Source organism: Streptomyces sp. SudanB52_2052 (assembly GCF_964272415.1).
GTDB lineage: Bacteria > Actinomycetota > Actinomycetes > Streptomycetales > Streptomycetaceae > Streptomyces > Streptomyces olindensis.
The window spans coordinates 1,865,859-1,892,047 of record NZ_OZ186796.1 but is presented as its reverse complement, the minus strand read 5'-3'; the positions used below and the strand labels follow the sequence as shown (position 1 = coordinate 1,892,047).

The following is a 26,189-nucleotide window of genomic DNA, read 5'->3' as shown; positions in this document are numbered from 1 at the left end:
CTCAGCCTCCCTGCGAGATCACGCGCCGGGCGGCCCGCCGCCACAGCAGCCGGGTGAACAGCGCCAGCAGCACGACCCACCCGGCCTGCACGGACAGCTGGAACGCCGCGTCGGACAGCGGGATCCGCCCCACGTACAGCGACAGCGGCACGCTCAGCGTCGCCTGGAACGGCAGGAAGGCGCTCATCGTCACGAACCAGTCCGGGAAGAACCACAGCGGCGCGTACACCCCGGACAGCAGGTTCTGCGCGAACAGCAGGATCAGCATCGCGGCGGTGTTGCGGATCGTCCAGAAGCACAACTGGTCGAGCACCAGCATCACGTAGTACAGCACCCACTGACCCAGCAGCATGCTGAGCGCGAACACCCCGGCCACCGCGGCCGAACGGGGCGGCTCGACGACCCCCGCGGCCAGGCAGACCACGTACCCGGTCAGCGCCCACGCGAGCCCGTACAGCTGCTCGCCGGCCGCCCGCAGGGCGTAGTAGCGCTGCGGCGGCAGCGGGCGCAGGTACCAGTAGACGATGGTGCCGAAGTGCATGTGCTGCAGGACCGTGTCCCGGCCCGCGTACTGGTCCAGCTCCCGCAGGCGGGAGGCGAGTACGGCCAGCACGGCGTACGTGACGGCCTGGTCGCGGCTCAGCCCGGCGGTCGTGCCGGTGTGGGCGTACAGCCCGCGCCACAGCGACCAGACCAGCACCACCTGCACGGTCAGCCGGAGCGCCACGGCGGTCATGCGGGGCGGGGCGTTCAGCTCGCCCAGCGGGGTGACGCGCGCGGCGCGCCAGGCATGCAGGGCGGCCACGTCAGACCTCCCCGGAATGCACGTACGCGGCCCGCATCACGTCCTCCAGGTCCGCCTCCTCCAAGGCGATGTCGGTCACCTCGAACCGCTCGATCACCGCCTTCAGCGCCTGGTGGACGGTGGGGGCGTCCGCCCCGTCGGGGCCGAAGACGACCTGCGCGCCGGTGTGCCGCAGCAGCGTGGTGCCGGGCGGCGGCACGACCTCGGCGTGCGGGTCGGCGAGCGTGGCCCGCACCTGCCAGGTCGAGCCGAACTTCCGGCGGATCTCGTCCAGGGTGCCGTCCAGCACCAGACGCCCGTGGTTGACCAGCACCACCCGCTCCGCCAGCCGCTCGACCTCCGTCATGTCGTGCGTGGTCAGCAGCACCGTACGGCCGCGCTGCTCCACCTGGTGCCGCAGGAACTCCCGCACCTGCTCCTTCACCACCACGTCCATGCCGATCGTCGGCTCGTCGAGGAACACGACCGGCGGGTCGTGCAGCAGGGCGGCGGCCAGATCGCTGCGCACGCGCTGGCCCAGGGAGAGGTGGCGGACCCGGGTGTCCCAGAAGGACGACAGGTCCAGGATGTCGTCGAACTCCTTGAGGCGGGCGGCGTGTTCGGCCTTCGGCACCTCGTAGATGTCCCGCAGGATCGCGAACGACTCGCGCACCGGCAGGTCCCACCACAGCTGGGTGCGCTGCCCGAACACCGCGCCGACGTTGCGCGCGTTGCGCTCCCGCTCCCGGTACGGCACCACGCCCGCGACCCGGGCCTCGCCGGAGGTGGGCGTGAGGATGCCGGTGAGCATCTTGATGGTGGTGGACTTGCCGGCGCCGTTCGGGCCGAGCAGGGCGAGGAGTTCGCCCGGGGCCACGTCGAAGGTGATGTCGGTGACGGCGTGCTTGGCGACGCGCTCGGGGTTGACCAGGGAGCGGACGGCGCCCAGGAACCCGGGGCGGCGGACGGTGGTGTGGAAGGTGCGGGACAGCCCGCGGACCTCGATGGCGACACTCAACCGACTCACCAGCTTTCTCGTGGTGAACGCGGTGCGGCCGGTCGGCTGTGAGGGGCCGACCGGCCGCGGATGACGTCCCGACACTGTCGGAATGTCGATCAATTGGTCAATCGATTAATCGAGTTCTTACCTCGAATTCCTGCTTGGCGTCCTTACCTGGTGGTCGAGAACACGAACGCGAACTCCGCCGGCTCGGCCTTCAGGAAGTACCGCGGCAGCGGGCCCGGACCGCAGGACTGCGAGCCGATGCCGTGCTGCCCGTGGTCGAGGTTGACCCACACCATGTCGCCGGGCGCGAGGTCGGTGCGGTGCCGGGCCGCGTCCAGCTGCTCGGTCGTCCAGCGCCGCGCGGTGAACCAGAACTCCGGGTCGCCCTCGATCCGGAGTCCGCCGAGCTCCACCCAGCGGACGTCGGCACGGGCGCCGTTCTCCTGCGGGCGGAGGTACGGCGTCTGCAGCGCGTCCACCGTCGACCGCCAGCGGCCGACCATGGAGGCCGCCCTGGTGTCCGGGTAGGCCTCGCCGGGACCGCCGCCGAACCACTCGACCGCGTCGGCCTCGGGCAGCCCGAAGCGGACGCCGAGCCGGGGCAGCGGCACCGTCCAGTCGCCCTGGGGCGTCACCGACACGGACAGCCGCAGCCGCTCCCCGTCGGACGTCCAGCGGTACACCGTGTCCAGGCCCACCTCACGGGCGGCGGGAGCCACCCGGGTGCGGACCGTCAGCGCGTCGTCACCGGCCTCGACCGAGACCAGGCGGTGCCGCATGCGATGCAGGCCGAGCGTGCGCCACAGCGTCCCGTAGCGGGTGTCGGTCTGCCACTCGGCACCCTCGTCGTTGTCGGTCGGTGCCCGCCACACGTCCAGCCGCGGCGTCGCGCCGACCGGCACCCCGCCGATCGAGAGCAGCGCCCCGGTCCGGGCGTCGAACGCGGCCGGGCCGAGCGTGATCCGGTCGGCCTCGCGCACGGGACGGTCGGTCGCGGGGAAGGACGGCAGCGGCCGTGCCCCCGCGGCGAACTGCCCCCAGGCCACGACGTGGCCCTTCGGCGCCCAGGACGTGTCGTCCGCGAGCAGCGCCCGCACCGTCCACTGCCGTTCGCCGCCCCGGCCGTCCGCGGGCGGCTCGGGCAGCTTCACCTCGGCGCTCTCGCCCGGCGCGAGCGCCGGCACCGCGAGCGAGCCGGACTCGACGGTCTCGCCGTCCACCTGGCAGGACCACTCGAAGGCCAGCGCGGACAAGTCCGCGAAGTCCTGCTTGTTGGTGACGTGCACGGTGCCGTTCGCACCGTCGCCCTCGATGTGGACCGGCTCGATGACCTTCTTGTACTCGATCAGGCCCGGCGACGGCGTGCGGTCCGGGAAGACCAGGCCGTCGCAGACGAAGTTGCCGTCGTGCAGCTCCTCGCCGAAGTCGCCGCCGTAGGCGTAGCCCAGCTCGGGGTGCTTCACGCCGTGGTCGATCCACTCCCAGATGAAGCCGCCCTGGAGTCGCTCGTACTTCTCGAACAGCTCCTGGTAGTCGGCGAGCCCGCCCGGGCCGTTGCCCATGGCGTGGCCGTACTCGCACTGGATGAACGGCAGCTCGCGGCGCTTGTGCGTCCCGCCGTCGAGCCGCTGCCCGATCTTCTCGACCTCGTCGTGGAAGGCGTACATCCGCGAGTACACGTCGGTGTCGCGGCAGTTCCAGTCGCCCTCGTAGTGCACCAGACGCTCGGGGTCCCGCTCGTGGATCCACTCGGCCATGGCGGTGAGCCCGCGGCCGGTGCCGGCCTCGTTGCCCAGCGACCAGAACACGATCGACGGGTGGTTCTTGTCCCGCTCGACCATGCGGGCGGCGCGGTCCAGCAGGGCCGGGGTCCAGCGGTCGTCGTCGACCGGGTTGTCCCGCCAGTCCTGCTCGGTGAAGCCGTGGGTCTCCAGGTCGCACTCGTCGATGACCCACAGGCCGTACTCGTCGCACAGGTCCAGGAAGGCCGGGTGCGGCGGGTAGTGCGAGGTGCGCACGGCGTTGAGGTTGTGCCGCTTCATCAGCAGCACGTCCTCACGCATGGTCTCCAGGTCGAGGGCGCGGCCCTTCTCGTGGTGCCACTCGTGCCGGTTGACGCCCTTGAAGAGGACGGCCCTGCCGTTGACCTTGATGAGGCCGTCCTCCAGGACGACCGTGCGGAACCCGATCCGCAGCGGCACCCGCTCGCCCTCGGTGGCCAGCACGCCGTCGTAGAGCGTCGGCGTCTCGGCGGTCCAGGGCTCGACCGCGACCGTCACCGACTCGCCGGTGGCGACATCGATGTCCAGGGCCGGGACGGTCACCCGCCCGTCGACGTCGGAGTCGACGCGCAGGGTGCCCTGGCCGGTGGTGTGGTCGTAGGAGGCGTGCACGAAGAAGTCGCCCACGCCGCCCGCCGGGCGGTGCAGCAGGGTGACGTCACGGAAGATGCCCGGCAGCCACCACTGGTCCTGGTCCTCCAGGTACGACCCGGCCGACCACTGGTGGACCCGGACCGCGAGGGTGTTGCCGCCCGGCTTCAGCAGGTGCCCGACCGCGAACTCGTGTGGCAGCCGGGAGCCCTTGAACTCGCCGAGCTCCGTGCCGTTGAGCCACACCCGGGCGCAGGACTCGACCCCGTCGAAGCGCAGCACCGCCCCGCCGTCCGACGGCCAGTCGGACGGCAGGTCGAAGACGCGCAGGTGGTCACCGGTCGGGTTCTCCGTCGGGACGTGCGGCGGATCCACCGGGAAGGGGTAGAGGTGGTTGGTGTAGATGGGGGAGCCGAACGCCCCGTCGCCCTGGAGGACCCAGTGGCCGGGGACCGCGACCTCGGCCCAGTCCCCGGCGTCGTAGCCCTCCTCGGCGAACGAGTCGTCCTCGGCGTCGGCCGTCGCCGACAGCCGGAAGCGCCAGTTGCCGTTCAGCGACAGGGACTGCGCGTCCGAGGCCGCGTACCGGGCGCGCGGCGGGAGGGTCCCGCGGCCCGGCGAGACGTCCTCGACGTAGTCGGCGGATGGGGAGGTGCGGAAAGACATCGGTCTCCTTGCTCAGCCCTTGATGCCGGTCTGCGCGATCCCCTGGACCAGCCAGCGCTGGAGGAAGAGGAAGACGAACACCAGGGGCAGGATCGAGATGGCGGTGGCCATGAAGATCAGGTGGTAGTTGACGGTCTGGTTCGTCATGTACGACGACAGCGCCACCTGGACGGTCCAGGCACTGGGATCCTGGCCGATGACCAGGGGCCACAGGAAGGAGTTCCAGCCGTTGATGAAGGTGATCGTGGCCATCGCCGCGAAGAAGTTCAGCGAGTTGGGTACGACGATGCGCCAGTACGCGCCCCAGTAGCCGAGCCCGTCCACGCGCGCCGCCTCCTCCAGCTCCTTCGGGAACCCGAGGAAGTACTGCCGGAACAGGAAGCACGTGAAACCACTGAAGAGGCCCGGGATGATGAGACCCCGGTAACTGTCGACCCAGCCGAGGGACGAGACCAGCACGAAGCTCGGCACGAAGGTGACCGCCGTGGGAACCATCAGGGTGGCCAGGACGGCGTAGAAGACCTTGTTGGCGTGCTTGTAAGGGATGCGGGCCAGACCGTACCCCGCCATCGAGCAGATCAGCAGGATACCGGCGGTGTGCAGGACGGCGACGACCACGGAGTTCCACAGGGAACGTGCGAAGTCGACGGTGACGTCATTGAAGGGCTCGCTGAAATTGCTCCACTGGATGGTGGTGGGGAACCACTTCCAGTTCTCCCCGGTGATCTCCGGGTCCGTCATCAGCGCGTTGCGGACGATGAGGTAGAAGGGGATCAGAAAGAGGACGGCCGCGATGCCGGTCGCGATGTACAGGCCGGTGCTGCTCATGACGCCGCCGCGCTTGGCCTTGGCCGGCTCCGTGACCTTCCCGAGATCGGGTGCTGTGGTGGTCACTTGGACTCCTCACCCCTTCCGAAGCCCATGATCTTGCCCTGGAACAGCGTGACGACGCAGATGAGCAGGGTGAGGACGACCGCGCCCGCGCTGCCCACGCCGTAGTTCTGGTTCTCACCGAGGGCCATCTTGTACAGCTCGACCAGCGGCGGCTGCCCCCAGGTGGCCTTGGGCAGCAGGTTCCAGAACTCGTCGAAGGCCTGGTAGGCGGCGATGAGCAGGAGCAGGATCACCGCTGTGGACGTGGCTCGCAGCTGGGGCAGCGTGATATGCCGGAAGGTCTGCCAGCCCGGCTTGGCGCCGTCGATCGCGGCGGCCTCGTACAGCTCCCGCGGGATGTTCTGCAGCGCCGCGAGGAAGAGGATCATGTAGAAGCCCGACTGGAGCCAGAGCCGGACGGTCACGATGACCAGCCAGTACCAGGGTGGGTCGGGGTTGGCCAGCCAGGCGATGTTGTCGATGCCGAACCAACCGAGGAAGGTGTTGGCCATGCCGAAGCGGACGCCGTTGAAGATGGACATCTTCCAGATGAGCGCGGCGGCGACATAGCTGACCGCGGTCGGCAGGAAGAACACCGACCGGAAGAACGCCCGCATGAACCGCAGCCGGTTCACCAGCAGGGCGAGCCCCAGCGACATCGCCCAGGTGGCGGGCACGATGAACGCGGCGAACACGGTGAACGTGACCAGCGAGTTCAGGAAGTCCTCGTTCGTCAGGATCGACTTGTAGTTCTCCAAGCCGACGAACTCGCTGGGTGTGACGGTGAAGCGTGCCTCGAAGAAGCTGAGCCAGATGCTCCAGCCGATGGGCACGAAGACGAAGATCACCAGGCCGATCAGGAACGGCCCGGTGAAGAGCCAGAAGTTGAAGGTGCTGTTCGCCCTGAGGCCCCGCCGCGGCCGGTCCTGGGAGACCTTGGCCGGGGCGGGGCTCTCGGCGACCCCGGGTGTGGTGGTGGTCGACATGTCGAGATCCGTCCGGCGGCCTATCCGAAGAGCTTCTTGAGCTCGGCGTCGACCTTCTTCTCACACGCGTCGAGCGCGGCCTTCGGGTCGCCGTTCTTGCGGACGGTGTTGGCGATCACGTCCCAGAACGCGGCGATCATGGCCTGCGTCCAGCCGATGTTGTCGAAGTGGCCGAACTCGTTAAAGAGCTTCACGCCCTCGGCAGGCAGGCCCGACTTCAGCTTGTCGGCGGACTGGGCGAGGGAGGTGCGCGGCGGGATGTGGAAGCCGTAGGAGGTGGCGAAGTCCTCCTGGTACTGCTTCTGGTCGATCCACAGCCACTTGACGTATTCCTTGGCCGCCTCGACGTTCTTGCTCTTGGCGTTGACGAACATCGACCAGCCGCCGTTGTAGACCGACTGCTTGCCGGCCGAGCCGACCTTCGGGAAGGGGAAGATGCCGATGTCGTCACCGAGCGCCTTCTGCATGGCCGGCATGGCCCACATGCCGCACCACTGGATCGCGGTCAGGCCCTGGATGAAGGCCGACGGGTCCCACGAGTCGGCGGGGGCGTCGAGGAGCAGGTTGCCGCTGGTGAAGAGACCGCGCAGCTGCTTGAGGCCCTCGGCGACGGCGTCGGTGTTGAAGGCGGGCTTGTTGTCCGCGGTGAGCGTGTCGGCGCCGGCCGACCAGATCAGAGGGCGGTCGATCGAGGTCAGGTCGTTGCCGAGGAAGATGCCCTTGACCTTGCTGGTGGTCAGCTTGTCGGCGGCCTCGATCAGCTCCTCCAGCGTCGTGGGCACCTCGATCTTCGCCTTCTCGAACAGCGAGGGCCGGTAGAAGAGGAACTGCGGGTCGTCGATCATCCGGACGCCGTATATCTTGCCGTCGACCGTGTGCGACTTGATGTCGGCCGGGTTGAAGTCGTCCTTGACCGGCTCGATGATGTCGGTCAGGTCCGCCACCTGACCGCTCTTCACCATCTGGATCTGCGGGTGGAACTCGAAGACGTCCGGCGCGTTCTTGGTGAGCAGTGCGGAGAAGAGCTTCTGCTCGAAGTTGTTGCCGGTGATCCACTGCGTGGAGACATTCGCCTTCTTGTACGCCTTCGCGTAGCGCTTCACGGCCTGCTCCACGCCGGCCTCGCCGTACGCGTGGAAGTACTGGACGAGGCCGTCGCCCGACCCTCCGCTGCTCCGCCCGGTGTTGCTGCCGCACGCGGCCAGCCCACCGGCGGCGGCCAAGCCCATCGCGGCCCGCAGTACGGTTCGGCGGTCCCAGTTCATGTTGCTCGATGCCGACATGCTGACGTCCTTGTCTCGAGTGCGGCTGCGGCTCTTCGGCTCACTGCCGGAGGGCGCGTGGCCCGGTGGCTCGCGCCGGATGGCTCAAAGAGAGGTGCGGTGCGGGACGCTAGAGCTTCGACTAAGGCTTCGGCAAGGGGTTGGACGAAGTCTGTTCGAAGCGTTGTGTCCGGTTCGCTATTTCGAACACGCGGGTCTCGCGGAGGAGTTGCTTCCGTCCGTCACGAGGGTGGTGCGGCGGAGCGGCTCCTCACGGGGGTGGTGCGTTTGCCGTTCTTCTGCCCGACGGTCTGGAGCGCGCCCTCCAGCGCGAACGTCGCCGCGCCCAGGCACACCGGATCGGTGGGGATCGGGGAGAGGACGATCTCGGTGGCGGCCAGCGGCCGCGGCAGCGCGTGCCGGGTCACGGCCTCGCGCACCTCGTGCAGCAGCGGTTCGCCCAGGGCGAGGGCGACCCAGCTGCTCAGCACGACGATCTCGGGGTTGAACAGGTTGACCAGGTCGGCCACGCCCGCGCCCAGGTAGCGGGCGGTCTCGTGGACGGCGCGGCGCGCCACCGGGTCGCCCGCCGCGATCCCGCGCGCCAGGGCGCCGATGGTCGCCGTCTGGTCTTCGGGGTGCAGCAGGGCGCTGTCCGGGCTGACCTCGCGCAGGTTCATCATGATGCCGCGCGCGCCGACGTAGGCCTCCACGCAGCCGTGGTTGCCGCAGCGGCACAGCCGCCCGTCCAGCACCATCGTCGTGTGGCCCCACTCCCCGGCGCTGTTGCTCACCCCGCGGTGCAGCCCGCCGCCGAGGACGAGCCCGGCGCCCACCCCGGTCCCGAGGTTGACCACCACGGCGTTCCCGCGCCCGCGCGCGGCCCCGAACCACAGCTCGGCCACCGCGCTGGCGCGCAACGGGTTGTCCAGGTACAGCGGATAGGCGATGTGCTCGGTGAGCAGGTCCAGCAGCGGTACCTCGTGCCAGTCCCAGTTGGGTGCGTACTCGGAGATGCCGGTGGCCCGGTCGACCTGCCCCGGCACGCTCACCCCGACCCCGAGCACCCGGGCGCCCTCGATCCCGGCCTGGGCGACCACCGAGCCGACGGCGGTGGCGACATGGGCGACCACCTGCTCGGGCAGGCTCTCGCTGGCCCGGACGTCCTCCTCGGCGCGGGCCAGGACGTTCAGCCCCAGGTCGAACAGCTCGACGTGGACGTACGTCTCGGCGATGTCGACGCCGATCAGCGCGCCGCCCGAGGCGTTGACCGCGACCAGGCCCCGGGGCCGGCCGCCGGCCGAGTCCTCGAAGCCGACCTCCGTGATCATGCGGAGGTCGAGCAGCTCGCCCACGAGGGTGGCGACCGTGGCGAGGCTGAGGCCGGTGGCGGCGGCCAGCTCCTGCCGGGACGTGGGCGACGCGGCGATGATCTGGCGCAGCACCTCGTAGCGGTTCGCCGTGCGGATGTCACGTGATGTGCGCTTCACCGGAGTGCCCATCCTTTCCCAGGCCGGCCAGGGCCGGGTCGACGTCGGCACCGGCGCGGCGCAAGGCTATGGGCTGCCGGGGCTTTCGACAAGGGGTTAGGAAAGGGGCTTTATAAAGTGCGCCGCTGGTGAGGGCCGGTGGTGTCAGGCCGTGGCCGGACCATGATGCCTCGGAAAGGGTGAGCGGGGCGCGTCAGCCCTCGGCCCCCGCCGTGCCGCTCGCGTGGCACATCTCCGTCCCGCCCCGCGCGCCCGTGCCGGCGACCGCGGCGGCGAGCTGTCGCCGCACCTGCTCCGGCAGCGTGTTGCCGTGCACGGTGCCCACCAGGTCCCGGGCCAGGTGATGCAGCTTGGTGTTGGTGTTCTGGGAGGTCCTGACCAGCACGCTCCAGGCCGCCTCGGGGCTCAGACTGAAGGAGGCCATCAGGATGCCGCGGGCCAGGTCGATGGTCGGCCGCGTCTGCATCGCACGTCGCAGCTGGGCGACTTCGGTGAGCAGACGGTCCTGGTCGGCGTGTGCCCGGGGGCCGTCGCCGTCCGCCCGATCGGCGTCCGTGAACAGCTCCCGCGTGCCCGTCAGGTCGAGGACGCGCTCGACCGCGCGGCCGCCGGAGCGGATCACGACCGTCTTGCCCTGGTCGAGGGCGCGCGTGCGCAGGTCGAGCAGGACGTTGACGCCCGAGCAGTCGCAGAAGCCGACCGAGTCCAGGTAGAGGTCGACGCCGCTGCCCGACAGGGTCAGGACGTCGTACAGGTCGGGCAGGAGCCGTCGGCCGCCCAGGTCGAGTTCGCCCCACAGGGTCACGAGCATCCGGTCACCGTCCGGCAGGACGTCCAGGGTTGCCGTGCAGGGCGGGATCGCCGGTGTCGCGCCGTCCTCCGGCGTGGGCGCGGCGCCCTCCTGCGTCTGAGACCGCGCAGAGTACGCAGGCTCCGGCATGGCTCTGATCTCCCTGTCTGTCGGCCCGCCTCCGGTTCAAGCCTTGCCTCTCTACCCCACATGCGTCAACCAATACATGAAACGCAGTACGTGTTTTTGATTGCGTGAATGCCAGGTCGCTAGAGTGGGGGCATGGATGGAGTGCCCGAGCCACACACCGGATGGACGTTTCTCACCAACCATGCCCGGGTGCTGGCGGCCATCGCCGACAATCGCAGCGCCCGTATCCGGGACATAGCCGCCCACTGCAGACTCACCGAACGCGCCGTTCAGAAGATCATCGCGGACCTGGAACAGGACGGATACCTCTCCCACACCAAGGAGGGGCGTACGAACACGTACCGGATCGACCCCGCAAAGGTGCTGCGCCACCCCGCCGAGGCCGGACTGACGGTGGCGGCGCTGCTCTCCCTGCTCGTCCAGGACGAAGTCGACCGCGCCACGGTCCCCGGCCGGCCGCACGCCACGACCTGACCACCCGGCCCTCCGGCCGACCGTCCGCTCCGGCCGGCCTCGCGTTCACGCCCGGGCCAGCACGTCCCGCACGAACGCGTTGGCGAAGGTCCCGTCCGGGTCCAACTCCCGTGCCAGCGCCCGGAAGTCGTCCAGCCGCGGATAGAGCTCCCGCAGCACCGGCGCCGGCACGGTGAACACCTTCCCCCAGTGCGGGCGCGCCCCGAACGGCGCGAGGGCCGCCTCCACCTCCCGCACCACCGGCAGCACCGCCCGCGTGTCCTCGACCCAGGTGAAGTGCGCGGCCACGGTGTCCCGGCCGTGCGACGGACTCAACCACTGGTCGTCGCCGGCGACCGTGCGCACCTCGCAGGTCTGCAGGACCGGGGCGATCCTGTCGCGGATCGCGTCGAGCGCGTGCAGCATCCCCACGGCGTGCTCGCGCGGCAGCAGGTACTCCGACTGCAGCTCCGCCCCGCTGCTCGGTACGAACTCGGCGCGGAAGTGCGGCAGCCGCTCGTGCCACGGCCCCGGCACCCCGAACTGCTCCGTGCAGTTGACCGCGGGCATGCCCGGCACCGGATGCATCTTCTCGGTGGCCGGAGCCGCCCAGGGGAACGCGGGCAGCGGCTGGTCGGTGCGCCGCTTGAGCCACACCTGCCGGAAGCCCGGCGCACGCCAGTCGGTGAAGAGGCTGACGCTGTACGCCGTCGCCATCACCGTCTCGAACGTGCCGGAGTCCAGCCCGTGGAACGGCAGTTCGGTGAAGACGTGCTGCTCGACCTCGTAGGTGGGCTCCAGGTCGAGGGTGAGCGCGGTGACGACACCGAGTGCGCCCAGGGAGGTGACGGCCCCGCCGAACCGCTCCTCGCCCCGGCCCAGGACCACCGTCGAGCCGTCCGCCGTGATCAGCTCCACCTCGCGCACGGGCGTCGAGAGCGGGCCGTTGAGCACCCCCGAGCCGTGCGTGCCGGTCGCCACCGACCCCGCGACCGAGATGTGCGGCAGGGACGCCATGTTGGGCAGCGCGAGACCGTGCGCGTGCACCCGGCGGGCCAGTTCCGCGTAGCGCACGCCGCCGCCGACCCGGACCGTGCGGGCCGCCGTGTCGACCTCCAGCTCCGGCGGCAGGCCGGCCAGCGACAGCAGGACGCCCTCGGCACCTGGCTCGGCGATCTCGTTGAACGAGTGCCCGCTGCCCAGCACCCGCACCCGGCCGCCGTCCGCGACGAGCGCGCGCAACGCGGCGAGCGAATCCGGCCGGTGCACCTCCTTCGCCGCGTAGGTGATGTTGCCCGCCCAGTTGGTCACGGTGCCGTTCATCGCGTGGTCCTTCCCCGAGGCAGCGGGGACCGGCTGAGCCCCCCGCCGGAACCTACCCCGGCCCGTCGTCCATTGCCGTCGCCGCCCCGGCCGCCTACCGTGGAGGCCCCGTAGAGAGCGTTTTCTACATATCTTGCCGAGCCGGAAGGGTCACCTCCTTGAGCCAGCGCCCCCAGGCACTGTTCGCCATGGCCGCCGAGCATGTGCCGCAGGTCTTCCCGCCCGAGGTGCTGGCGCGGTTGCGGGAGTCCGTGGACATCGACCCGGCCCTCGTGGCCGGGGACTTCACCGACCCGCGCGTGCTCGACGCGCTCGCCCGGACCGAGATCCTGGTGACCGGCTGGGGCTGCCCGCGACTCGACGAGGCGGTCCTCGACGCGGCGCCCCGGCTGCGCGCCGTGCTGCACTCGGCCGGCTCGGTCAAGTCCTTCGCCACCCCCGGGATCTGGCGGCGCGGCATCGCCGTCTCCTCGGCCGCCGCCGCCAACGCGGTCCCGGTGGCCGAGTACACCCTCGCCGCGATCCTGCTCGCCGGGAAGGACGTCTTCGCCGCCCGCGAGCGGATGCGCGCCACCCGCGCCTCCACCGGCTGGGGCGTCATCCCCGGCATCGGCAACCACGGCCGCCGCGTCGGCGTCATCGGCGCCTCCCGCATCGGCCGCCGCGTCCTCGAACTGCTACGCCCCTTCGACCTGCGGCCGGTGCTCACCGACCCGTACGTCGACGAGAAGGAGGCCGCCGCGCTCGGCGTGCCCCTGCTGCCGCTGGACGAGCTGCTGCGCACGTCCGACATCGTCACCGTGCACGCCCCCGAGACACCCGAGACCCACCGCATGATCGGCCGCCGCGAACTCGCCCTGATGCCCGACGGGGCAGTGCTGATCAACACGGCCCGCGGCGCGCTGGTCGACCACGACGCGCTCGTGGCGGAACTGCGCGCGGGACGCCTGACCGCGGTCCTCGACGTCACCGACCCCGAGCCGCTCCCCGCCGACTCGCCCCTCTACGACCTGCCCGGGGCCTTCGTCACCCCGCACCTCGCGGGCTCCCAGGGCAACGAGCTGGCGCGGCTCGGCCTGGCCGTCGCGGAGGAGGCCGAACGGCTGCTGGCCGGAGGGGAACTGGCGTACGGGGTCGACCTGGCGGCGCTGGAGCGCGTGGCCTGAGCCTCGGCAAGGAAGCCTGCTCGGTGGGGAACGGATGACGCTTGGACGGGAACGGGTGGTCGTAGATCGAATGCGTGACCTTCACGCCGAGTGCTCGTTGTGGGTGGCGAGGGGATCTTCAAGGAACGGATGCCACACCGTCGTGGCGGACCGCTGGTCCCCGTCTTCCAAGATCTGCTCGGCATGCGGCGCGGTGAAAACCAAGCTGCCGTTGCGTACCGGAGTGGCCGGAGACCAGGACACGCCCCGCGTGTCGAAGCCTCGTGGAGTCGACCGTAAGACCCGCCGCCAACGCCTCGACCGGAACATCGGCCGAGGCGGGCGGGCAGGTGGTGCAACCCTGCCGCACCAGCGACAGAAAGAAACCTTTTCGGTAGAGATGCCGGGATTGTTGAGGGGCGCTGTCAGGCACTTCCCCAGCAACGGATACCGTGAGGAGTCGTACATACGATCCAGAAGGAGGGACGGGATGGGCAGCGGCAGCCGTACCGCGCTGGTCGAGGATCTGATGGAGCGGTTCCCGCACGTCCCGCGGGAGGCCGTCTTCAAGGAGGACCTGCTCCGGGGCGGCGTGGCCTTCGACCCGTCCGCGCTCAGCGACAACGAGGGCGGCGAGGTCAAGCCGAAGTCGTACTTCATCTTCTCCTTCGACCACGGCACCCTGCCGGAGCTCGGCGAGGCGGCGCTGCGCCGCCCGCCCGAGGAGATCATCCTCACCGGCGGCCCCTACGACCTGCGCCGCACGGTCGTCTCGGTCCGCGTAAACCCGGCCTCGCCCTACCGCGTCGCCGCGAACGAGGACGGCGTGCTCGGCCTCTACCTCGACGGCAGGCGGATCTCCGACGTCGGCGTGCCGCCGATGCCCGAGTACTACCGGCACACCCTCGCGAGCGGGAAGTCGGTCATGGAGGTCGCCCCGACCATCCAGTGGGGCTACCTGATCTACCTCACCGTCTTCCGGGTCTGCCAGTACTTCGGCGCCAAGGAGGAGTGCCAGTACTGCGACATCAACCACAACTGGCGCCAGCACAAGGCCGCCGGGCGGCCGTACACGGGTGTGAAGGACGTGGAGGAGGTCCTCGAAGCCCTGGAGATCATCGACCGCTACGACACCGCGAAGGCCTCCACCGCCTACACCCTCACCGGCGGCGCCATCACCAAGACGGTCTCCGGCCGCGACGAGGCCGACTTCTACGGCCACTACGCCAAGGCCATCGAGGAGCGCTTCCCCGGCCGCTGGATCGGCAAGGTCGTCGCCCAGGCCCTGCCGCGCGACGACGTCCAGCGGTTCAAGGACTACGGCGTGCAGATCTACCACCCCAACTACGAGGTGTGGGACGAGTACCTGTTCAAGATGTACTGCCCCGGCAAGGAGCGGTACGTCGGCCGCGACGAGTGGCACAAGCGCATCCTGGACTCCGCGGAGGTCTTCGGCGCGCGCAACGTCATCCCGAACTTCGTCGCCGGGGTGGAGATGGCCGAGCCCTTCGGCTTCAAGACGGTCGACGAGGCCATCGCCTCCACCACCGAGGGCCTGCGCTTCTTCATGTCGCACGGCATCACGCCCCGCTTCACCACCTGGTGCCCGGAGCCCACGACCCCGCTCGGCAAGGCCAACCCGCAGGGCGCGCCCCTGGAGTACCACATCCGCCTGCTCCAGGCGTACCGGCAGACGATGGAGGACTTCGGCCTCTCCTCGCCCCCCGGCTACGGCCCGCCCGGCGCCGGCCACGCGGTCTTCTCGGTCAGCTCCTTCATGGACAGCCTCCCGGCGGACGCACCCAGCCCGCTTGTATAACGCTTCGATGACGTCGTCCATCATCGCGGTACGGCGTTGAGTCGCAGGGCGGCCGTACCCGTATGGCACAGGAGGCCGGAACCACGGTGTACACCGCCCTGTCGTGATATCTGAACAGGGCGCTTGTCAGTTGTGTGGGAGGCGTGAAAAGCTCTTGCCCTGCCCCGAGGTTCCCCCAACTCCACTGCCGATACGGTGAGTTGACCTCGCTTGTGTGGATGCAGGAGACCCATGCCCGACCTGCCGACCCCTCAGGACGCCACCGAGGCCGCGCTGTTCTCCGAGTGCTGGGACGCGGTCCTCGCGTACGCCGACCTGTGCACGTCCGGTTCCACCGCCGCCGCACAGCTCGGCCGCGAGGCGTTCGCACACGGCATACGCGAGGCCCGCGCCGCCGAGACCGGACCGGCCCGTGCCGCCGGCCGCCGTCCCACCCGGCTGCCCCGCATACCCCTGCTGCTGACCGCCGTGCGCACCACGGCCGCGGCCTGGGAGGAGGAGGGGCAGGGCCACAAACTCGACCCCGACCTGCGCCTGTGGCTCAACTCGGACAAGGCCGCCCGCTACACCGGCCCGCCGCTGCAGCGCCCGCTCGCGCTGCGCGGCCTGCGTGACCTCCAGCAGGCGGACGCCGAACTGCTGTGGCTCGCCGAGGTGGAGGCGCTGCCGCTGTCCCTGATCGCCCGCCGCCTGGCCCTCGATCCGGCCACCGCCGCCGAGGAACTCCAGCAGGTGCGCACCCTGTTCCGGGACCGCTGCCACCGCAACCACCTCGACACCCCGATGGACGCCCGCTGCCGCAGCTACGCCCGGCTGCTGGACGCCGTCACCCGCTCCTCCGCCGCCGACACCCCCGGCGACCTCTCCCGGCACCTCGCCACCTGCGTGCAGTGCGCCGAGGCCGCCGCCTGCCTGCGCCTGCACGGCGGCGGACTGCCCGGCGCGCTGGCCGGCGGGGTGATCGGCTGGGGCGGCCTCGCCTACCTGGAACGCCGCCGCCGCGCCGCCGAGGTGCGACTCGGCGCCGGCCGCCCCGGCCAGGCCGACCAGGCCGCCGCGGAGGAGGAGGACAAGGCGCAGAAGGCGCGCGTCGCCCGCAACGGCCTGCTCGTCGCCGCCGTCCTGGTCTCCGTCCTGGCGCTCGGCGTCTCGATGATGCCCTTCGGCGGCTCCGGCGGCGATCTCGGGGCACGGGACGACGCCGGCCGCCAACCGGTGGCCGACCCCGGCCCGTCCCTGCCGTCGGCACCCTCCCTGCCGCCCGCGACCTCGAAGCCGGCCGACGAGGTCACAGGGAAGAAGGAGCAGCCGGACCAGCCCGGCAAGCCGGAGGGCAGCAACCGCCAGACCGAACCGCAGGGCACCTCCTCGCCCACCGACCGGTCCGGCTCCGACGAGAGCGCCGACCCCGTCTGCCGGGTCGAGTACGACCTGGTCAACCAGTGGCCCGACGGCTTCCAGGCCACCGTCACTGTCACCAGCGCCAAGGCCCTCGACTCCTGGCGGGTGTCCTGGTCCTTCCGGGACGGCCAGCACGTCGGCCAGATGTGGGACGCCTCCGTCTCCCAGGACGGCTCCCGCGTCACCGCCACCGCCGCCGACTACAACAAGTCGGTCCCCGCCGGTGGCGACCTGGCCTTCGGGTTCCTGGCCTCCTGGCGCGGCAAGAACTCCCCGCCGTACGACTTCGCGCTGAACGGGGACGACTGCGCGAAAACCGGTTGACGGGGCTCCGCCGTGACGGGATACCGTGACGGCGGTTCACGAAGAGTCGAGGGATCGAGGAGGTGTCGACCGATGGCTGTCATTGCGATGAGCGCTGCCCGCATCCAGATCATCACGTCCACCTCCATGGCCGCCGGCTGATCCGACCGACTGTCGGGCCGGGGCCGACCTTGGAAAGGGTCACCCTTGACTTCCAGCTCCGCTGCATCCGTTTTCTCCGCGCTCGCTCCCTACGGCTGGGACGACGCCTGGGCGGACCAGTTCGCCCCGTACGCCACCGAAGGACTGCTGCCCGGACGCGTGATCCGGGTCGACCGCGGGCAGTGCGACGTCGTCACCGCCGGCGGGGTGCTGCGCGCCGACACCGCGTTCGTCACGCCGCACGACCCGATGCGGGTCGTCTGCACCGGCGACTGGGTCGCCGTCGAGCCCGGCGGGAACCCCCGCTACGTCCGCGCGTACCTGCCGCGCCGCACCGCCTTCGTCCGCTCCACCTCCTCCCAGCGGTCCGAGGGGCAGATCCTCGCGGCCAACGTCGACCACGCCGTCGTCGCCGTCTCCCTCGCCGTCGAGCTCGACCTCGGCCGCATCGAGCGGTTCCTCGCGCTCGCCTGGGAGTCCGGGGCCCAGCCCGTCGTCGTCCTCACCAAGGCCGACCTCGTGCCGGACGCCGTCACCCGCTCACACCTCGTCCAGGACGTGGAGACCAGCGCGCCCGGCGTGCCGGTGGTGTCCGTCAGCGCCATCGACGGGGAGGGGCTGGAAGTGGTCGCGGCGATCGTCGGCGGCGGTACGTCCGTCCTGCTCGGGCAGTCCGGCGCGGGCAAGTCCACCCTCGCCAACGCGTTGCTCGGCGAGGACGTCATGACCGTGCGGGCCACCCGTGACGTCGACGGCAAGGGCCGCCACACCACGACCACCCGCAACCTCCTCGCGCTGCCCGGCGGGGGCGTCCTGATCGACACGCCGGGACTGCGGGGCGTGGGCCTGTGGGACGCCGAGAGCGGCGTCGGGCAGGTGTTCTCCGAGATCGAGGAACTCGCCGAGCGCTGCCGCTTCCACGACTGCGCCCACGAGGCCGAGCCGGGCTGCGCCGTCCTGGCCGCCGTCGACTCCGGCGAACTGCCGGACCGGCGACTGGCCAGCTACCGCAAGCTGCTGCGGGAGAACCAGCGCATCGTCGCCAAGACCGACGCCCGGCTCCGGGCCGAGATCCGCAAGGACTGGAAGCGGAAGGGGGCGATCGGCAGGGCCGCCATGGAGGCGAAGCGCGGACACCACTGGCGTGCGTAACCGTCCGGCGTCCGAAGCGTCGTGTCCGATTTCCGCCAGCGGCATGCCTGCCGACGGCGGAGACTGGACACCGTGAAGGACGAGGACACGAGGGAAGACCCCAGGTACGAGGCCGTACGCAGCCGTGACGCCCGCTTCGACGGCGCCTTCTTCTTCGCCGTCGAGACGACCGGCATCTACTGCCGGCCGAGTTGCCCCGCGGTCACCCCGAAACGGGCCAACGTACGGTTCTTCACCACGGCCGCCGCCGCGCAGGGCTCGGGCTTCCGCGCCTGCCGGCGGTGCCGCCCGGACGCCGTGCCCGGCTCCGCCGAGTGGAACGTCCGCGCGGACGTGGTGGGCCGAGCCATGCGGCTGATCGCCGACGGCGTCGTCGACCGCGAGGGCGTCGCCGGACTCGCCGCACGGCTCGGCTACAGCGCCCGGCAGGTGCAGCGGCAGCTCACCGCCGAACTCGGCGCCGGGCCGGTCGCCCTCGCCCGGGCCCAGCGGGCGCACACCGCGCGCGTCCTGCTGCAGACCACCGCGCTGCCGGTCACCGAGATCGCGTTCGCGTCGGGCTTCGCCAGCGTGCGGCAGTTCAACGACACGATCCGCGCCGTGTACGCGTCGACCCCGAGCGAGCTGCGCGCCGCCGCGCCGAGGAACGGCCGGGGCCGCCGCACGGCCACCCCGAGCGCCGGCATCCCGCTCCGGCTCGCCCACCGCGGCCCCTACCAGGCCGGCCCCGTCTTCGACCTGCTGGAACGCGAGGCCGTGCCCGGCATCGAGGAGGTCGCAGGCCACCCAGGAGCGCGCACCTACCGGCGCACGCTCCGCCTCCCGTTCGGCACCGGCATCGTCGCCGTCGACGAACGCCCCGGCACCGCGCGGACCGGCCCCGGCGCCCACCCCGGCGGCTGGCTCGACGCCCGGCTGCACCTCACCGACCCCCGCGACCTGACCACCGCCGTCCAGCGGCTGCGGCGCCTGTTCGACCTGGACGCCGACCCCTACGCCGTCGACGAGCGCCTCGCCGCCGACCCGCGCCTCGCGCCCCTGGTCGCCGCCCGGCCCGGGCTGCGCTCGCCGGGCACCGCCGACCCGGAGGAACTCGCCGTGCGCGCCCTGGTCGGCCGGACCGCGGCGGAACGGCTCGTCCGGCGCTACGGCAAGACCCTCGACGCCCCGTGCGGCGGCCTCACCCACCTCTTCCCCGAGCCGGCCCTCCTCGCCGGGGCCGAGCCCGACGGCACCCTCGGCGCGCTCACCGCCGCCCTCGCCGACCACGCCGTCCGCCTCGACCCGGGCGCCGACCGGGACGACGCGCAGGACGCCCTGCGAGCCGTGCCCGGCCTGGACGCCCGGACGGTCGCCGAGATCCGCACCCGCGCCCTCGGCGACCCGGACGTGGCCCCGCCCGGCCCGGACGTCCCCGACAGCTGGCGCCCCTGGCGCTCGTACGCACTGAACCACCTGCGCGCAGCAGGGGAGTGGGAGCTTCGATGACCCGACCGACCTACTGGACGAGCGTGCCCAGCCCCCTCGGGCCGCTGCTCCTCACCGCCGCCCCGACCGGCGAGCTGACCTCGCTGTCCGTGCCCGGGCAGAAGGGCGGCCGCGAGGTGCGGGACGACTGGCGGCGCGACCCCGGGCCCTTCCGCGAGGCCGAGGAGCAGCTCGCCGCCTACTTCGCCGGGGAGCTGAAGGAGTTCCGGCTGACCTGGCGCACGGAGGGCACCGCCTTCCGGGAGAAGGTGTGGGCCGCCCTCGACGACATCCCCTACGGGGCGACCGCCACCTACGGCGAGATCGCCGCGCGGATCGGAGCACCCCGGGCGGCCGTGCGGGCCGTCGGCGGTGCGATCGGGGCCAATCCGCTGCTGGTGGTGCGGCCGTGCCACCGGGTGATCGGGGCGGACGGCGCGCTGACCGGCTACGCGGGGGGCCTGGACCGCAAGGTGCGGCTGCTGACGCACGAGGGCGTGCTGCGCCCCTGAGGGCTCACCCCCAGAAGACGGCGCCCACCCAGGCCGCCGCGATCAGCTGGCAGGTGAACAGCTCGGCCAGGATCCCGGAGCCGCCCGCGCGCATCACCGTCCGCAGGGCGGCGACCGCGTCGGTGTGACGGCCGAGGCGGAACCGCTCGTAAAGGTAGATGCCGGCCAGGAAGCCGGGGATCGCACCGAGCACGGGCAGCAGGACGAAACCGAGGGTGGAGCCCGCTCCGGCGTACGCCAGCATGCGGCGGTTGGCGCCGCTCGCCCGCAGCCGCCGGGGCGGCAGCGCCCAGCGCACGGCCTGGGAGACGAACATCAGGACCGTGGCACCCACCAGCACCCACCAGGCGACGGGCTGCGGGTCCTGCAGCGCCCACCACATCACCGCGGCCCACACCAGCAGCGACCCGGGCACCGCGGGCAGCAGCACTCCGCACAGACCGAGCAGGATGACCAGCCCGACCAGCAGGAGGTCCCACACTCCCATCTGACCAGACTGCCGGAAGCCGGGAGAAGACGCAGGTCAGGACCCTGGAAGCGGCCCAGACCCGCAGGTCAGCCGGGTGCGGCACCCGAGGCGCCCCGGTATCGCATGGCCGTTCTACGGCTCACTCGACGTGCCGTTCGTCGCGGGGTGGCGGGCCGGTATTTCCCCAAGCACCGTTTTCATCCGGCTCGTGCGGTGGACAATTAGGGGCATGAGCCAGCAGGGGGGAAGGCCCACCGGTCACGAGGACGACTGGTGGGGGCAGTTGTACGACGACTCCACCGGCGACACGGGCCCCGCACCGGCCCCCGATTCCCTGGACGACCGTTTCGCCTCGGCGGCGGGGGCGGTGGGCGACCAGGGCGTTTCCGCGGCGAGCGACGAGCGGCCCGCTCCCGGCACGGACCTGGTGACGGACCGGCCGTACCGGAGGGACGCGGATCCGGTCGTACCGATGCCGAGGACCGGGGCCGACGACGCGAGGGACGTGCCGGCCGGCTCGCGTCCCACCGACCGGACCCCTGACCGAGCCCCCGACAGGGCCTCCGACCGAGCCCCCGGCCGGGCCCCGTGGCGCGCGCCGTGGGAGCCACCGCCGACCCGTCCCACGGGCCCCGTGACCTTCCCGACCCCCGCGAAGCCACCGGAACGCGCCGAGCGGCCCCCCGAGCCCCCACCCACCAGCGGCGCGGCCGCACCGCCCGGGCCGTGGGGGAGTCCGTCGGAGACGTCGGCGGGGGCGGCTTCCGCCTCCTCCTCCCGGGCTTCCGGGCTTGCCGGGAGTGCGGAGGAGGCGCCCGCGGGGGCCGAGCCCCCGGACGCACCGGGGCGGGCGCCCGGGGCGACGGCTCCCGCCCCGCCGCCGGAGCCCCCCAAGCCCGCGGAGAGCCCGAGGCAGGCCGCCGCGACGATGCCCCCCGCGCCGCGGACGCCCCCGCCTCCCGACCTCCCGCCCTCCTGGCCGCGCCGGGAGGACCGCTCGGGCGCGGTGGCGGAACCGTCCGAGAGGGCCGCGCCGCCGTCGGATGCCGCCAGGCACGGCACGGGCGCGTTCCCGGCGGCCGCCGGCCCACCGCCCGCGACACCGCCCCCCTCACCCCTGCCCTCCACCCCGCCCCCCACCGAGCCCCCGTCCGACCGCCCCGGCCCCCGGATCGAGCCGCCCGCGACCGGCCCCCGGCCCCGCGGGTACGTCGGCTCCCGGCCCCCCACCTACGACGCCGAACCCACCGCCCTGCCCCCCGCGGACCCCGACGATCTCGACGACCTCGTCGCGGACACCGTGCTCGACGGAGCCCGGTACGGGGCCTGCACCCTGCGCGCCGTGTCGCTGCGAGGCGACTCCGCCCGCTACCGGGGGGAGCCCCGCCGGGACTCGCTGCTCACCGCCCGCTTCGGCACGGGCGAGCAGGCGTTGCTGCTGGTGGCGATGGCGACCGGGGCCCGCGCCACGCCGGGCGCGCACCGGGCGGCCGCCGAGGCCTGCCACTGGATCGGGCGGGCCGTCGGACGCAGTCACCCCCGGCTCGTCGAGGACATAAGGGCCGGCCGGCGCGGCGACCTCAAGTCCGGCCTGCACCGCCTCACCGACCGCAGCCTCGGCAAACTCCGCGCCAGCGCCGCCGAACAGGGCGTCGACCCGGAGGAGTACGCGGCCGGCCTGCGCTGCCTGCTGCTGCCGGCCGACCCCGAGTGCCGTACGCGCGTCTTCTTCGGCGTCGGACCCGGCGGACTGTTCCGGCTGCGCGAAGGCGAGTGGCAGGACATCGAACCGCAGGTCACCGACATCAAGGGCGAACCGGTCCTGGGCTTCGGCTCGCCGCCCGCCGAGACCCCCGAGGGCGACCGGCTCACCATGGACCTGGGCATCCCGACCCCGCCGAGCCCCTACGAACCGGCCCCGGAACCACCCCGCGAACCCTTCCGCTTCCGCACCTCCGTCGCCCGCCCGGGGGACACGCTCCTGATGTGCAGCAGCGGCCTCGCCGACCCGCTGCGCGGCGAACCCGAACTGTGCGAGTACCTCGCCGACCGGTGGTCCCGCCCCGAACCGCCCGGGCTCGCGGCCTTCCTCGCCGACGCCCAGGTACGGGTCAAGGGATATGCCGACGACCGTACGGCCGCGGCCGTTTGGGAGGCGTGACCGCGCCCGGTGTGACTTGATGGAACCCGGAGGGATCCCAGGAGACCGAAGGGGCAGACGAGAACCATGGCCAAACAGAACGTCGCGGAACAGTTCGTCGACCTCCTGACCCGCGCCGGCGTCAAACGCCTCTACGGCGTCGTCGGCGACAGCCTCAACCCCGTCGTCGACGCCGTCCGCCGCAACTCCGCCATCGACTGGATCCACGTCCGGCACGAGGAGACCGCCGCCTTCGCCGCCAGTGCCGAGGCCCAGATCACCGGCTCCCTCGCCGCCTGCGCCGGCTCCTGCGGACCCGGCAACCTCCACCTCATCAACGGCCTCTACGACGCCCACCGGTCCATGGCCCCCGTCCTCGCGCTCGCCTCGCACATCCCCTCCAGCGAGATCGGCCTCGGCTACTTCCAGGAGACCCACCCCGACCGGCTGTTCGCCGAGTGCAGCCACTACAGCGAGATGATCTCCAGCCCGCAGCAGATGCCGCGGCTGCTGCAGACCGCCATCCAGAACGCCGTCGGCCGCAGCGGCGTCAGCGTCGTCACCCTGCCCGGGGACATCGCCGACCGGCCCGCCCCGGAGAAGGCCGCGGAATCCGCCCTCGTCACCTCCCGGCCCACGGTCCGCCCCGGCGACGCCGAGATCGACCGGCTCGTCGAGATGATCGACGAGGCCGGCAAGGTCACCCTCTTCTGCGGCAGCGGCACGGCCGGGGCGCACGCCGAGGTCATGGAGTTCGCCGGGAAGATCAAGTCCCCGGTGGGGCACGCCCTGCGCGGCAAGGAGTGGATCCAGTACGACAACCCCTTCGACGTCGGCATGAGCGGACTGCTCGGTTACGGCGCCGCCTACGAGGCCACCCACGAGTGCGACCTGCTGATCCTGCTCGGCACGGACTTCCCCTACAACGCGTTCCTCCCCGACGACGTCAAGATCGCCCAGATCGACGTCCGGCCCGAACACCTCGGCCGCCGCTCGAAACTGGACCTCGCCGTGTGGGGCGACGTACGGGAGACGCTGCGCTGCCTCATCCCGCGCGTCCAGGAGAAGAAGAACCGCCGCTTCCTCGACCGGATGCTGAAGAAGCACGCCGACGCGCTGGAAGGCGTGGTGAAGGCCTACACCCGCAAGGTGGAGAAGCACACGCCGATCCACCCCGAGTACGTGGCGTCCGTGCTCGACGAAGTCGCCTCCGACGACGCCGTGTTCACCGTCGACACCGGCATGTGCAACGTCTGGGCCGCCCGCTACATCTCGCCCAACGGCCGCCGCCGCGTCATCGGTTCCTTCTCCCACGGCTCGATGGCGAACGCCCTGCCCATGGCGATCGGCGCGCAGTTCACCGACCGGGGGCGGCAGGTCGTGTCGATGTCCGGCGACGGCGGCTTCTCCATGCTGATGGGCGACTTCCTGACGCTGGTGCAGTACGACCTCCCGGTCAAGGTCGTCCTCTTCAACAACTCCTCCCTCGGCATGGTCGAGTTGGAGATGCTGGTCGCCGGGCTGCCGTCCTACGGCACCGCCAACAAGAACCCCGACTTCGCCGCCGTCGCCCGCGCCTGCGGCGCCTACGGCGTGCGCGTCGAGAAGCCCAAGGACCTCGCCGGGGCGCTGAAGGACGCGTTCAAGCACAAGGGCCCTGCCCTCGTCGACGTCGTCACCGACCCCAACGCCCTGTCCATCCCACCGAAGATCAAGGCCGAGATGGTGACCGGCTTCGCTCTTTCCGCCTCCAAGATCGTCCTGGACGGCGGCGTGGGCCGCATGCTCCAGATGGCCCGCTCCAACCTGCGCAACGTGCCGCGACCGTAGGGGCCCGGTCATGGCGCCGCATACGGTGGGCGAGCCTGCGACCCCAGTCCTAGTCTCGCCAGGGCGGCCAGGGCGCGCCGCCCGGGGCTCTCCGCGTCGAGTCTGTCCTCGATGCGGGTGATGTCGTACAGCGAGGCGGTCAGCTGTACGGCGCCCACTGCCGGGCGGACGTGTCGTACAGGTAGCGGGGCAGGCCCCGGATGCCGCTGGTGCGGAACGGGTGGCCGTCGTCGTCGATGCGGATCGTGCCTCGGCGGCCCTGGGAGGACCAGTCCAGCTCCAGGTACCAGCGGCAGTCGCAGCCCTCCGTCCGGGCGGTGACCAGTAGCACCTCGGGGTCCTGTGCCGAGACGCGGTACGGCATGCGCACGGCCGGGATCGGCGTGCCGGTGTCGTTCCCGGGGACCGCATGGGCGAGGGGGCGGTCCTTGTCCAGGTTCACGGCGAAGTGGCGCGGGGTGACGGCGCCGCCGCAGCCCTGGTTCATGGCGTAGGCGTTGCCCTGGACGGGTGCCGCGCGCCCCACCACGCGCACGCGCAGCGCGTGCAGCACCACGGCCGTGTCGGACCGCCCCTGCACCGACAGTTCGACGATCGTCTCGCCGCCGTGCACCGCGCCGTGGGCCGCCGCCCAGGTGCCGGCGTCCTGCGGGGGCGGGGGCGGGGCGACCCGGCTCGGCGGCCTGGCGATGACGTAGTCGTGACCGCAGCCGAGATTCCAGGCCTGGGAGTCGACGGACCAGGTGAGGGGAGTGCCGGAGGGCGTTCCGCCGGTGGGCGGGGTGGTGCGGGAGGAGGGCCCCGGGGAGGGCTCCTTCTTTTTCTCCTTCTCCTTGGGGGTGGCGGACGGTGAAGGCCGTTTGCCGGTGGGCGAGTTCTCCGGGGTGGGCGAGGCGGTGCGGCGGTCCGGTGCCTCGGCCTCCGGCGTGCCGTTCGCGGACGGGCCGGCGGCACGGGCACGGTCGTCGGCGGGCGTCCGACGGCTGTCCGGCAGCGCGGAGAGGCTGCCGAGGGTCGCGAGCAGTGCGCAGGCGGCCGCCAGCCCGACCGCGACGCGTCTGCGGCGGTACCAGCGACTTGTGGTGTTCGCTGTGCCGGCAGTGTCGGTCGTACCTGCGGTGTTGGCCGCGCCTGCCGTGTCCGTCGTGTCCGTCGTGGCTGGTGGCTCTTCCTCCCCCGCGTCGGATACCGCGCCCTCCGCCGTGCCGGCGGTGCTCGTGGTGCTCGCCGTGCGTGGCCGTCGGCGGGCCTCCACCGCCAGGAGCCAGCGGCGGTGGAGTTCCAGGCGTTCCTCGGGGGAGGCCCCGCAGAGGGCCGCGAAACGTTCCACCGGGGCGTAGTCGAGCGGGACCGCCTCGCCCGCGCAGTAGCGGTGCAGGGTCGAGGTGTTCATGGCCAGACGGCGGGCCAGCGAGCCGTAACTGCGGTCCGTGCGGTCCTTCAGCTCCCGCAACCGCGCCGCGAACTCCTCGACGTCGTCGACCTCTTCGTGTGCCGGCACCGTTCCCCCGCCCTCGTGTGGTCCGCCCCCCGCCCGGGACGGCATCCCAGGCACCCATGTACCTGCACGTCAGAGGGGCTGGGATGGTTCCACCGTGCCGGATCGGATGCGGGCGGTTGCATCCGGGCCGTGG

Annotated in this window: 20 protein-coding genes; 9 read left to right on the top strand and 11 right to left on the bottom strand. The window is 71.9% G+C overall.

The features are described from left to right. Window position 1: 1 nt before the first annotated feature. The 8 genes from ACSUPV_RS08380 to ACSUPV_RS08345 form a co-directional block, all read right to left on the bottom strand. On the bottom strand, window positions 2–805 hold the full coding sequence (locus ACSUPV_RS08380; RefSeq protein WP_031119377.1) for an ABC-2 family transporter protein: 804 nt from the start codon (window positions 803–805) through the stop codon (window positions 2–4). Between the two features lies 1 nt (window position 806). Continuing rightward, on the bottom strand, window positions 807–1,802 hold the full coding sequence (locus ACSUPV_RS08375; protein WP_031119376.1) for an ABC transporter ATP-binding protein: 996 nt from the start codon (window positions 1,800–1,802) through the stop codon (window positions 807–809). Between the two features lie 152 nt (window positions 1,803–1,954). Beyond that, window positions 1,955–4,828, bottom strand: coding sequence for a glycoside hydrolase family 2 TIM barrel-domain containing protein (locus tag ACSUPV_RS08370; RefSeq protein ID WP_436947225.1), 2,874 nt, complete (start codon window positions 4,826–4,828; stop codon window positions 1,955–1,957). Window positions 4,829–4,840: 12 nt separating this feature from the next. Further along, window positions 4,841–5,722, bottom strand: a complete 882-nt coding sequence (locus ACSUPV_RS08365) for a carbohydrate ABC transporter permease (protein WP_031119374.1) — start codon at window positions 5,720–5,722, stop codon at window positions 4,841–4,843. Next, window positions 5,719–6,687 (bottom strand): carbohydrate ABC transporter permease, encoded by a 969-nt coding sequence (locus ACSUPV_RS08360; RefSeq protein WP_031119373.1) that lies wholly within the window; start codon window positions 6,685–6,687, stop codon window positions 5,719–5,721. The genes ACSUPV_RS08365 and ACSUPV_RS08360 overlap by 4 nt, the downstream gene beginning before the upstream one ends. Window positions 6,688–6,707: 20 nt before the next feature. Beyond that, on the bottom strand, window positions 6,708–7,970 hold the full coding sequence (locus tag ACSUPV_RS08355; protein WP_031119372.1) for an ABC transporter substrate-binding protein: 1,263 nt from the start codon (window positions 7,968–7,970) through the stop codon (window positions 6,708–6,710). 221 nt (window positions 7,971–8,191) lie between these two features. Next, entirely contained in the window at window positions 8,192–9,451 is a 1,260-nt protein-coding gene (locus ACSUPV_RS08350; protein WP_382615478.1) for an ROK family transcriptional regulator, read from the bottom strand. 181 nt (window positions 9,452–9,632) lie between these two features. Continuing rightward, the gene (locus tag ACSUPV_RS08345) at window positions 9,633–10,379 is read right to left on the bottom strand and encodes an ANTAR domain-containing protein (RefSeq protein WP_436947224.1); all 747 of its coding nucleotides are present in this window, start codon (window positions 10,377–10,379) and stop codon (window positions 9,633–9,635) included. A 132-nt stretch (window positions 10,380–10,511) separates the two neighbouring features. On the opposite strand from ACSUPV_RS08345, the gene ACSUPV_RS08340 reads away from it, so the two are divergent. Beyond that, window positions 10,512–10,853 carry a helix-turn-helix transcriptional regulator gene (locus ACSUPV_RS08340; protein WP_037759189.1) on the top strand — a complete coding sequence of 114 codons (342 nt, stop codon included), beginning with the start codon at window positions 10,512–10,514 and terminating at the stop codon, window positions 10,851–10,853. A 45-nt stretch (window positions 10,854–10,898) separates the two neighbouring features. Here the strand turns inward: ACSUPV_RS08340 and ACSUPV_RS08335 are convergent, their stop codons facing one another. Next, window positions 10,899–12,155, bottom strand: a complete 1,257-nt coding sequence (locus tag ACSUPV_RS08335) for a D-arabinono-1,4-lactone oxidase (protein WP_382615482.1) — start codon at window positions 12,153–12,155, stop codon at window positions 10,899–10,901. Between the two features lie 158 nt (window positions 12,156–12,313). Between ACSUPV_RS08335 and ACSUPV_RS08330 the strand changes: the two genes are divergently transcribed. The 6 genes from ACSUPV_RS08330 to ACSUPV_RS08305 all read left to right on the top strand — a co-directional run bounded on the left by ACSUPV_RS08330 (window position 12,314) and on the right by ACSUPV_RS08305 (window position 20,116). Next, window positions 12,314–13,321: a hydroxyacid dehydrogenase gene (locus ACSUPV_RS08330; protein ID WP_037759193.1), complete on the top strand. Its 1,008-nt coding sequence runs from the start codon at window positions 12,314–12,316 to the stop codon at window positions 13,319–13,321. Between the two features lie 469 nt (window positions 13,322–13,790). After that, window positions 13,791–15,119: a radical SAM protein gene (locus ACSUPV_RS08325; protein ID WP_037759195.1), complete on the top strand. Its 1,329-nt coding sequence runs from the start codon at window positions 13,791–13,793 to the stop codon at window positions 15,117–15,119. Window positions 15,120–15,350: 231 nt separating this feature from the next. Further along, window positions 15,351–16,844 (top strand): cellulose-binding domain-containing protein, encoded by a 1,494-nt coding sequence (locus ACSUPV_RS08320; RefSeq protein WP_037759197.1) that lies wholly within the window; start codon window positions 15,351–15,353, stop codon window positions 16,842–16,844. Window positions 16,845–17,030: 186 nt separating this feature from the next. Beyond that, complete coding sequence (gene rsgA, locus ACSUPV_RS08315) at window positions 17,031–18,137, top strand: ribosome small subunit-dependent GTPase A (RefSeq protein ID WP_031119361.1); 1,107 nt, start codon at window positions 17,031–17,033, stop codon at window positions 18,135–18,137. 72 nt (window positions 18,138–18,209) lie between these two features. Further along, window positions 18,210–19,625, top strand: a complete 1,416-nt coding sequence (locus ACSUPV_RS08310) for a DNA-3-methyladenine glycosylase 2 family protein (protein ID WP_031119360.1) — start codon at window positions 18,210–18,212, stop codon at window positions 19,623–19,625. Further along, window positions 19,622–20,116 (top strand): methylated-DNA--[protein]-cysteine S-methyltransferase, encoded by a 495-nt coding sequence (locus tag ACSUPV_RS08305; RefSeq protein ID WP_037759200.1) that lies wholly within the window; start codon window positions 19,622–19,624, stop codon window positions 20,114–20,116. Before ACSUPV_RS08310 ends, ACSUPV_RS08305 begins: the two co-directional genes overlap by 4 nt. A 4-nt stretch (window positions 20,117–20,120) precedes the next feature. On the opposite strand, the gene ACSUPV_RS08300 is transcribed toward ACSUPV_RS08305, so the two are convergent. Continuing rightward, entirely contained in the window at window positions 20,121–20,603 is a 483-nt protein-coding gene (locus tag ACSUPV_RS08300; protein WP_037759202.1) for a DUF456 domain-containing protein, read from the bottom strand. Between the two features lie 211 nt (window positions 20,604–20,814). On the opposite strand from ACSUPV_RS08300, the gene ACSUPV_RS08295 reads away from it, so the two are divergent. Together ACSUPV_RS08295 and ACSUPV_RS08290 are read left to right on the top strand one after the other, a co-directional pair. Beyond that, a complete protein-coding gene (locus ACSUPV_RS08295; RefSeq protein WP_436947223.1) occupies window positions 20,815–22,746 on the top strand; it encodes a protein phosphatase 2C domain-containing protein in 1,932 nt (643 codons plus the stop codon). Window positions 22,747–22,812: 66 nt separating this feature from the next. Beyond that, window positions 22,813–24,555, top strand: coding sequence for a pyruvate dehydrogenase (locus ACSUPV_RS08290; protein ID WP_382615487.1), 1,743 nt, complete (start codon window positions 22,813–22,815; stop codon window positions 24,553–24,555). Window positions 24,556–24,694: 139 nt separating this feature from the next. Here the strand turns inward: ACSUPV_RS08290 and ACSUPV_RS08285 are convergent, their stop codons facing one another. After that, entirely contained in the window at window positions 24,695–26,056 is a 1,362-nt protein-coding gene (locus ACSUPV_RS08285; protein ID WP_031121177.1) for a helix-turn-helix domain-containing protein, read from the bottom strand. Window positions 26,057–26,189: the final 133 nt, after the last annotated feature.

Excerpts from the sequence above, each read along its gene's own strand:
- ACSUPV_RS08345 (WP_436947224.1), bottom strand. The coding sequence starts at position 10,379 with ATGCCGGAGCCTGCGTACTCTGCGCGGTCTCAGACGCAGGAGGGCGCC.
- ACSUPV_RS08355 (WP_031119372.1), bottom strand. The coding sequence starts at position 7,970 with ATGTCGGCATCGAGCAACATGAACTGGGACCGCCGAACCGTACTGCGG.
- ACSUPV_RS08320 (WP_037759197.1), top strand. The coding sequence starts at position 15,351 with ATGCCCGACCTGCCGACCCCTCAGGACGCCACCGAGGCCGCGCTGTTC.
- ACSUPV_RS08305 (WP_037759200.1), top strand. The coding sequence starts at position 19,622 with ATGACCCGACCGACCTACTGGACGAGCGTGCCCAGCCCCCTCGGGCCG.
- ACSUPV_RS08350 (WP_382615478.1), bottom strand. The coding sequence starts at position 9,451 with ATGGGCACTCCGGTGAAGCGCACATCACGTGACATCCGCACGGCGAAC.
- ACSUPV_RS08335 (WP_382615482.1), bottom strand. The coding sequence starts at position 12,155 with ATGAACGGCACCGTGACCAACTGGGCGGGCAACATCACCTACGCGGCG.
- ACSUPV_RS08360 (WP_031119373.1), bottom strand. The coding sequence starts at position 6,687 with ATGTCGACCACCACCACACCCGGGGTCGCCGAGAGCCCCGCCCCGGCC.
- ACSUPV_RS08340 (WP_037759189.1), top strand. The coding sequence starts at position 10,512 with ATGGATGGAGTGCCCGAGCCACACACCGGATGGACGTTTCTCACCAAC.
- ACSUPV_RS08295 (WP_436947223.1), top strand. The coding sequence starts at position 20,815 with ATGAGCCAGCAGGGGGGAAGGCCCACCGGTCACGAGGACGACTGGTGG.
- ACSUPV_RS08290 (WP_382615487.1), top strand. The coding sequence starts at position 22,813 with ATGGCCAAACAGAACGTCGCGGAACAGTTCGTCGACCTCCTGACCCGC.
- ACSUPV_RS08325 (WP_037759195.1), top strand. The coding sequence starts at position 13,791 with ATGGGCAGCGGCAGCCGTACCGCGCTGGTCGAGGATCTGATGGAGCGG.
- ACSUPV_RS08370 (WP_436947225.1), bottom strand. The coding sequence starts at position 4,828 with ATGTCTTTCCGCACCTCCCCATCCGCCGACTACGTCGAGGACGTCTCG.
- ACSUPV_RS08300 (WP_037759202.1), bottom strand. The coding sequence starts at position 20,603 with ATGGGAGTGTGGGACCTCCTGCTGGTCGGGCTGGTCATCCTGCTCGGT.